The sequence below is a fragment of the Paraburkholderia sp. BL18I3N2 genome, assembly GCF_003001875.1.
GTDB classification, from domain to species: Bacteria; Pseudomonadota; Gammaproteobacteria; order Burkholderiales; family Burkholderiaceae; genus Paraburkholderia; species Paraburkholderia phytofirmans.
Map to the genome: position 1 here is coordinate 791,098 of NZ_PVNC01000002.1, position 6,453 is coordinate 797,550.

Consider the following 6,453-nt stretch of genomic DNA (forward strand, 5'->3'; position numbering starts at 1 on the left):
TCAGTATGGTTTGAAGTAGTCGAAGGGCTCGCGGCAGTCGAGGCAGCGGTACAAGGCTTTGCAGGCAGTCGAGCCGAATTGCGCGAGACGCTCGGTGTGCGCCGAGCCGCAACGCGGACACGACGGCGCGGGCAGCGCGCGGGGCACGAAGCGCATCACTTTTTCCTGCACGGGCGCGGGCGAACCGCAATTGCCCGTGGGCGGCGCGATGCCGTAGGCGCGCAGCTTTTCGCGTGCGTCGGCGGTCATCCAGTCAGTCGTCCAAGCCGGCGCGAGCACCGTGGAGATCCGATAGGGCTTCAGTTCCGCCGCGTCGAGCGCATGCGAGACGTCCTCGGCAATCTGCGACATGGCCGGGCAACCGGAGTAGGTCGGCGTGATCACGACTTCGAGCGTGCCGTCGGCGTCGCGCCGCACGTCGCGCAAAATGCCGAGCTCGCGAATCGACACCACCGGAATCTCTGGATCGGGCACCGTTTCGAGCACGGTCCATGCGCGTGCCAGGGTGGCGTCGGTCGTTTCGGTCGTTTCGGTCGTGCGGAGGGCTGTCGAAGTCGTCATCGTCAGATCACCAGGTGGCGCCGGGATGCTGGCGTGCAAGGCTTTGCATTTCAGCCAGCACGAAGCCCATGTGCTCGGAATGTTCGCCGTGCTTGCCGGTCGTGACGTGCTTGACCGGTTCGGGCAGCGTCAAGGTGGCGTCGTCGAGCGTGTTGCGCACGTCGTCGAGCCATGCTGTTTCGAGGTCCGACGTCAGCGGGCCGATGCCGGCTGCCGCGATGCTTTCCTCGACGGCGTCCGTGCTGAAGAACTCCCGCGTATACGGCACCAGATAGTCCAGTGCGGCTTGCGCGCGGCGGTGCGATTCCTCGGTGCCGTCGCCGAAACGGATCAGCCACTCGCGTGCGTGATGCACGTGGTAACTGGTTTCCTTGATCGACTTGGACGCGATCGCCGCCAGTTGCTCGTCGGTGGATGCCGTGAGGGCAGTCCACAGATGCGCCATCAACGTCGAGTAGAGGAAATTGCGGACGATAGTGACCGCGTAATCCTTCTCGGCTTTCGCCGTGGCCGACAGCGGGCCGACATGCGGCAACTCGGCGAGCGTGTAGTTGGCGAACTCGCGCTCGGCGCGAAAGTACGCGTAGTCGTCCTCCGTGCGGTTTTTGCCGGTGAGTTGCTGTTCGAGCGACGCGGCGTGCGTGTACAGCAGACGCGCCTGGCCGATCAGGTCGAGGCTCATGTTCGACAGCGCGATATCCTCTTCGAGGATCGGGCCGTGGCCGCACCATTCGGTATTGCACTGACCGAGAATCAGCGCGGTATCCGCGAGGCGCAGCACGTACTGGAGATGTTGGGGCGTGATGGTCATAGCCGCGCTTACATGTGGTTGACTTCGTCGGGGAGCGTGTAGAACGTCGGGTGGCGGTAGATCTTGTCGCCAGCCGGTTCGAACAGCTCCGCCTTGTCTTCCGGCGCGGACGCCGTAATCGCCGATGACGGCACCACCCAGATGCTCACGCCTTCCTGGCGGCGCGTGTAGACGTCGCGCGCCATGCGCAGCGCCATCGGCGCGTCGGCGGCGTGCAGGCTGCCGCAGTGTTTGTGGTCGAGTCCCTGCTTGCTACGCACGAAGACTTCCCAAATCGGCCATTCCTTGTTCATTGCAGATCTCCTGATTCTTTGTCCGGCATACCGCGCGGGTTAGGCGGCGTGCTGTTGTGCGCGCTGGCGCTGTTTTTCGGCGTGGGCGAGTGCGGCTTCGCGGACCCAGGCGCCGTCGTCGTGCGCTTTGACGCGGGTGGCGAGACGCTCGCGGTTGCACGGGCCGTCGCCATTCACCACGCGCCAGAACTCTTCCCAGTCGATGTCGCCGTAGTCGTGATGGCCGCGCGCTTCGTTCCATTTCAAGTCCGGGTCGGGTAACGTGACGCCGAGCACCTTGGCCTGGTCGACGGTGGCGTCGACGAATTTTTGCCGCAGGTCGTCGTTCGAGATGCGCTTGATGCCCCATTTCGAAGACTGGTTGCTGTGGATCGAATCCTTGTCGCTCGGGCCGAACATCATCAGCACGGGCCACCACCAGCGGTTCACGGCCTGCTGGACCAGCTCGCGTTGTGCTTCGGTGCCGGACATCATCGACATGAGCGCGTCGAAACCCTGGCGCTGATGGAACGACTCTTCCTTGCAGATGCGGATCATGGCGCGTGCGTACGGGCCGTACGTGCAGCGGCACAGCGGAATCTGGTTCATGATTGCCGCGCCGTCCACCAGCCAGCCGATCACGCCGACGTCCGCCCAGGTGGGCGTGGGGTAATTGAAGATGCTCGAATATTTGGCTTTGCCCGAGTGCAGCGCGGCGATCAGCTGATCGCGCGACACGCCGAGCGTTTCCGCTGCACTATATAGATAGAGGCCGTGGCCGGCCTCGTCCTGCACTTTGGCGAGCAGAATCGCCTTGCGCTTCAGGCTGGGCGCGCGCGTGATCCAGTTACCTTCCGGCAGCATGCCGACGATTTCCGAATGCGCGTGCTGCGAGATTTGCCGGACCAGCGTCTTGCGATAGGCCTCCGGCATCCAGTCTTGAGCTTCGATCTTGCCGTCGGCGGCCATGACCGCGTCGAAGTGCATCTGCTCGGACGAGTCTGCGCCCGCGTCCAGCGGAGCGACATTGCCCGGAATATCCAGGGATTGCGTGTACATGGGGACGCTCTCTGCGGAAGTTGTCTGTGTGCGCACAGTATAAACCAACCGACCGGTCGGTTAATAAATTTTTTGAGATGAGTCGGTGGAGCCGATAGGGGCCTGGGCGGTCTCCTCGGCAATCGTTTCGTCTAGCCGCCGCCCCGTCACTACACTAAACCTATAAAATTGCGAATTGGCCGCGATTTGCGGCCTTCCTGCATCCCCCGGTACTCATGTTACGTCTAAGCGAAATCAAACTCCCGCTCGATCATCCCGAGAGCGCCCTCGAAGCCGCCGTGCGCGCGCGCCTCGCGGAACTCGGCGTGGCTGCGGATGGGCTCATCCGATACACCGTGTTTCGCCGCGCGCACGATGCGCGCAAGCGCGCCGACATCAAGCTCACGTACATCGTCGATGTCGAGGTTAAGGATGAAGCGGCGGCGCTCAAGCGGCTCGCCGACGTGCCGCATTGCGGCGTGACGCCCGACATGACTTACCGGTTCGTCGCCAGGGCGCCGGCGCAGATGACCGCGCTGCGCCCCGTCGTAATCGGCATGGGGCCGTGCGGCCTGTTTGCCGGGCTGATCCTCGCGCAAATGGGCTTCCGGCCGATCATCCTCGAGCGCGGCAAGGCCGTGCGCGAACGCACCAAGGACACCTTCGGCCTGTGGCGCAAGTCGGTGCTCAATCCCGAGTCGAATGTGCAGTTCGGCGAAGGCGGCGCGGGCACCTTCTCGGACGGCAAGCTGTACAGCCAGATCAAGGATCCTAAGCATTACGGCCGCAAGGTGCTCGACGAATTCGTGCGAGCCGGCGCCCCGGAGGACATCCTGTTTCTGAGCCGTCCCCATATCGGCACGTTCCGGCTGGTGAGCATGGTCGAGAAAATGCGCGCGAGCATTCACGAACTGGGCGGCGAGGTGCGTTTCGAAACCCGCGTCGACGACATCGAGATCGATCAGGGCAAGGTGCGCGGGCTGAAGCTTTCGACCGGCGAAACGCTGCGCTGTGACCATGTAGTGCTGGCGGTCGGCCATAGCGCGCGCGATACCTTCCAGATGTTGAACGACCGCGGCGTCTATATTGAAGCGAAGCCGTTTTCACTCGGTTTCCGGATCGAGCATCCGCAGGGTTTGATCGACCGCAGCCGGTTCGGCAAGTTTGCCGGTCACAAACAGCTTGGCGCCGCCGACTATAAGGTGGTGCATCACTGCAGCAACGGCCGCGCCGTCTACAGTTTTTGCATGTGCCCGGGCGGCACCGTGGTGGCGGCGACCTCCGAGCCGGGCCGCGTCGTGACCAACGGCATGAGCCAGTATTCGCGGGCCGAGCGAAATGCCAATGCCGGGATCGTGGTTGGCATCACGCCGGACGACTATCCGGGTGGGCCGCTCGCCGGCATTGCTTTCCAGCGCAAATGGGAAGAGCGGGCTTTCGAGCTCGGCGGCGGTAACTATATGGCGCCGGGCCAGCTGGTCGGCGACTTTATCGCCGGGCGGCCGTCCACGTCGCTGGGTTCGGTGGTGCCGTCGTACAAACCCGGCGTGCATCCGACCGATCTCAGCACGGCGCTCCCCGACTACGTGATCGAGGCCATTCGCGAAGCCTTGCCGCAGATGGACAAGAAGATCGCCGGGTTCGCGATGCACGATGCCGTGCTGACGGGCGTCGAGACGAGAACGTCGTCGCCGATTCGCGTGCGTCGGCGGGATGACTATCAGAGCATGAATGTCGAAGGCCTGTATCCGGCCGGCGAAGGCGCTGGCTACGCTGGCGGGATCTACTCTGCGGCCATCGACGGGATTGAAGTCGCCGAAGCGCTCGCGTTGAAGATGGCCGGGGCGCAGACGGCCTGAGTCGCCGCGTGTAAATGCCGTTGCGGAGAGCCGCGACGGCTGGACCGATCGGGCACAATGCACGTTTCGCCTCCAACCGACCACCCGAATGACCATTCGCAACCTGGCTGCCGCATGCGGCGCGGCGCTGCTTGTCCAATTTGTCGCTTCCCCGACCGTTTTCGCAGCTGACACTCCGGCGCATTGGGTCACCGCATGGGCGACTGCGCTGCAGCCCATCCCGCAACGGGCGGACTTGCCCCCGCTCTATCGCGTACCGGAAGTTGCCGGGCGCACCGTGCGCCAGATCGTCTATCCGACGTTGTCCGGAAAATCGGCGCGGGTCCACCTTAGCAACCGGTACGGCAAAACTGCGCTCGTTATTGAAGATCTGCGCATCGCGCGCTCGGCGGGCGGCGCGGCGGCAGCTGGTGGCGGGACGCGCGTGACGTTCGGCGGCAACGGCACGGTCTCGATTCCGCCGGGTGGTGAGTTGGACAGCGATCCAGTCGCTATCGATATCGCCGAAGGTGCGCCTTACGCCGTCAGCACGTTTATGGGGCCGGAGCAGCGCGTCGCTGCCTGGCATCGCGTTTCGAACCAGGTGAACTACGTTTCGGCATCGGGTAATCACACGGCGGACGCTTCCGCGGAAGCGTTTCGCGGCCGGTTTACACAATACGTGTGGATGACCGGATTGTCGGTGGACGCGGCGCCTGCATCCACCGCCGTTGCCGCGATCGGTGACTCGATCACCGACGGCATGCGCTCCAGCCTGAATCAGAATCGCCGCTGGCCTGACGCGTTGGTGCGCCGGTTTGCCGCTAGCGGCGACCGGTCGACCGCGATCGTCAATCTGGGGATCAGCGGTAACCGCTTGCTGAGCGACTCTCCTTGCTACGGCGACGCGCTCGCGACGCGCTTCGAGCATGACGTGCTCGGGCGCCCGGGCGTCAAGACGGCGATTCTGCTGATCGGAATCAACGACATCAACTTCGCGGCAATGCCGCCGCGCAATGGTCTCGATTGCGACTTTCCGCACACCTCGGTGACGGCCGCCGATCTGATTGCCGGCTACCAGCGACTGATCGTTATGGCCCGGCACGCCGGTGTGAAGGTGTTCGGTGCGACGCTGACGCCGGCGTCGCTTCCGCCGCAGCGAGAAAGCATTCGGCTCGCCGTCAACCAGTGGATTCGGACTAGTCATGCCTTCGACGGTGTCGTGGACTTCGACGCTGCGCTGCGTGACCCGGCGCAGGTGGAGCGCCTGCAACGCAACTTCGACAGTGGCGATCACATCCATCCAAGCGACGCCGGTTATGCAGCAATGGCCGACGCAGTCCCCTTGGACGCGGTAGTGAAATCGACCCGCAAGTGAGCCGCCAAAAAAGATTTCGGTCAAACCCTTGTCATATGGCTGATGTTCACCTAAGATTCGCCTCCTCGTTGCAGAACGAGGGCCGCGGCAGAAACCAGCGGCCGTAGCGTCAACAAGGTTTTAAGCGAATGCGAAAAAATGTTGTTGACGAAACGAAAAAGAGCCTTCATAATCTCGTTTCTCTGCTGCTGATGCGGCGACGCAGAACGAAGCGGTGCCGGGGTAGCTGAAGTGCGGTGCCGGTTTGGTGGTGAATGCGGAATCGATCTTTAAAAATTAACAGCCGATAAGTGTGGGCGCTTGATGCGCGACGCGCCGGTGGGGTCCTTCGGGGTCTGCCGGAGAAGCGAAAGTATCAAGTCTCACACAGTAATGAAAGGAAGGTTTTTTCATTGAAAGATGGAAAGATCATTCGTCAGTACGTTGAGTGAGCGACCGGTTGCGAGCAGGTAACTGCGACAACCGAAAAACAGTAACAGGTTTGAACTGAAGAGTTTGATCCTGGCTCAGATTGAACGCTGGCGGCATGCCTTACACATGCAAGTCGAACGGCAG

At 62.9% G+C, this 6,453-nt stretch carries 6 protein-coding genes and 1 rRNA gene; 3 read left to right on the forward strand and 4 right to left on the reverse strand.

The features are described from left to right. Genes paaD through paaA form a run of 4 tightly spaced genes read right to left on the reverse strand, consistent with a single transcriptional unit; the run spans nt 1 to nt 2,703 of the window. Complete coding sequence (paaD, locus tag B0G75_RS09515; RefSeq protein WP_106303581.1) at nt 1-561, reverse strand: 1,2-phenylacetyl-CoA epoxidase subunit PaaD; 561 nt, start codon at nt 559-561, stop codon at nt 1-3. Nucleotides 562-568: 7 nt separating this feature from the next. Further along, on the reverse strand, nt 569-1,372 hold the full coding sequence (paaC, locus tag B0G75_RS09520; protein WP_106303584.1) for a 1,2-phenylacetyl-CoA epoxidase subunit PaaC: 804 nt from the start codon (nt 1,370-1,372) through the stop codon (nt 569-571). A gap of 8 nt (nt 1,373-1,380) precedes the next feature. Beyond that, nucleotides 1,381-1,665 (reverse strand): 1,2-phenylacetyl-CoA epoxidase subunit PaaB, encoded by a 285-nt coding sequence (gene paaB, locus B0G75_RS09525; protein WP_007179854.1) that lies wholly within the window; start codon nt 1,663-1,665, stop codon nt 1,381-1,383. A gap of 39 nt (nt 1,666-1,704) precedes the next feature. Continuing rightward, a complete protein-coding gene (gene paaA, locus B0G75_RS09530) occupies nt 1,705-2,703 on the reverse strand; it encodes a 1,2-phenylacetyl-CoA epoxidase subunit PaaA (protein ID WP_106303587.1) in 999 nt (332 codons plus the stop codon). Nucleotides 2,704-2,918: 215 nt separating this feature from the next. Here paaA and B0G75_RS09535 point away from each other — a divergent pair, with 215 nt between their 5' ends. The 3 genes from B0G75_RS09535 to B0G75_RS09545 form a co-directional block, all read left to right on the forward strand. Further along, complete coding sequence (locus tag B0G75_RS09535; RefSeq protein ID WP_106303590.1) at nt 2,919-4,541, forward strand: NAD(P)/FAD-dependent oxidoreductase; 1,623 nt, start codon at nt 2,919-2,921, stop codon at nt 4,539-4,541. Between the two features lie 88 nt (nt 4,542-4,629). Further along, entirely contained in the window at nt 4,630-5,898 is a 1,269-nt protein-coding gene (locus B0G75_RS09540; protein ID WP_106303594.1) for an SGNH/GDSL hydrolase family protein, read from the forward strand. Between the two features lie 483 nt (nt 5,899-6,381). Then, nucleotides 6,382-6,453, forward strand: a 16S ribosomal RNA gene (locus tag B0G75_RS09545); the annotation flags it as partial.

Coding starts and splice junctions, on each gene's coding strand:
- paaD (WP_106303581.1), bottom strand. CDS start 561: ATGACGACTTCGACAGCCCTCCGCACGACCGAAACGACCGAAACGACC.
- paaC (WP_106303584.1), bottom strand. CDS start 1,372: ATGACCATCACGCCCCAACATCTCCAGTACGTGCTGCGCCTCGCGGAT.
- paaB (WP_007179854.1), bottom strand. CDS start 1,665: ATGAACAAGGAATGGCCGATTTGGGAAGTCTTCGTGCGTAGCAAGCAG.
- paaA (WP_106303587.1), bottom strand. CDS start 2,703: ATGTACACGCAATCCCTGGATATTCCGGGCAATGTCGCTCCGCTGGAC.
- B0G75_RS09535 (WP_106303590.1), top strand. CDS start 2,919: ATGTTACGTCTAAGCGAAATCAAACTCCCGCTCGATCATCCCGAGAGC.
- B0G75_RS09540 (WP_106303594.1), top strand. CDS start 4,630: ATGACCATTCGCAACCTGGCTGCCGCATGCGGCGCGGCGCTGCTTGTC.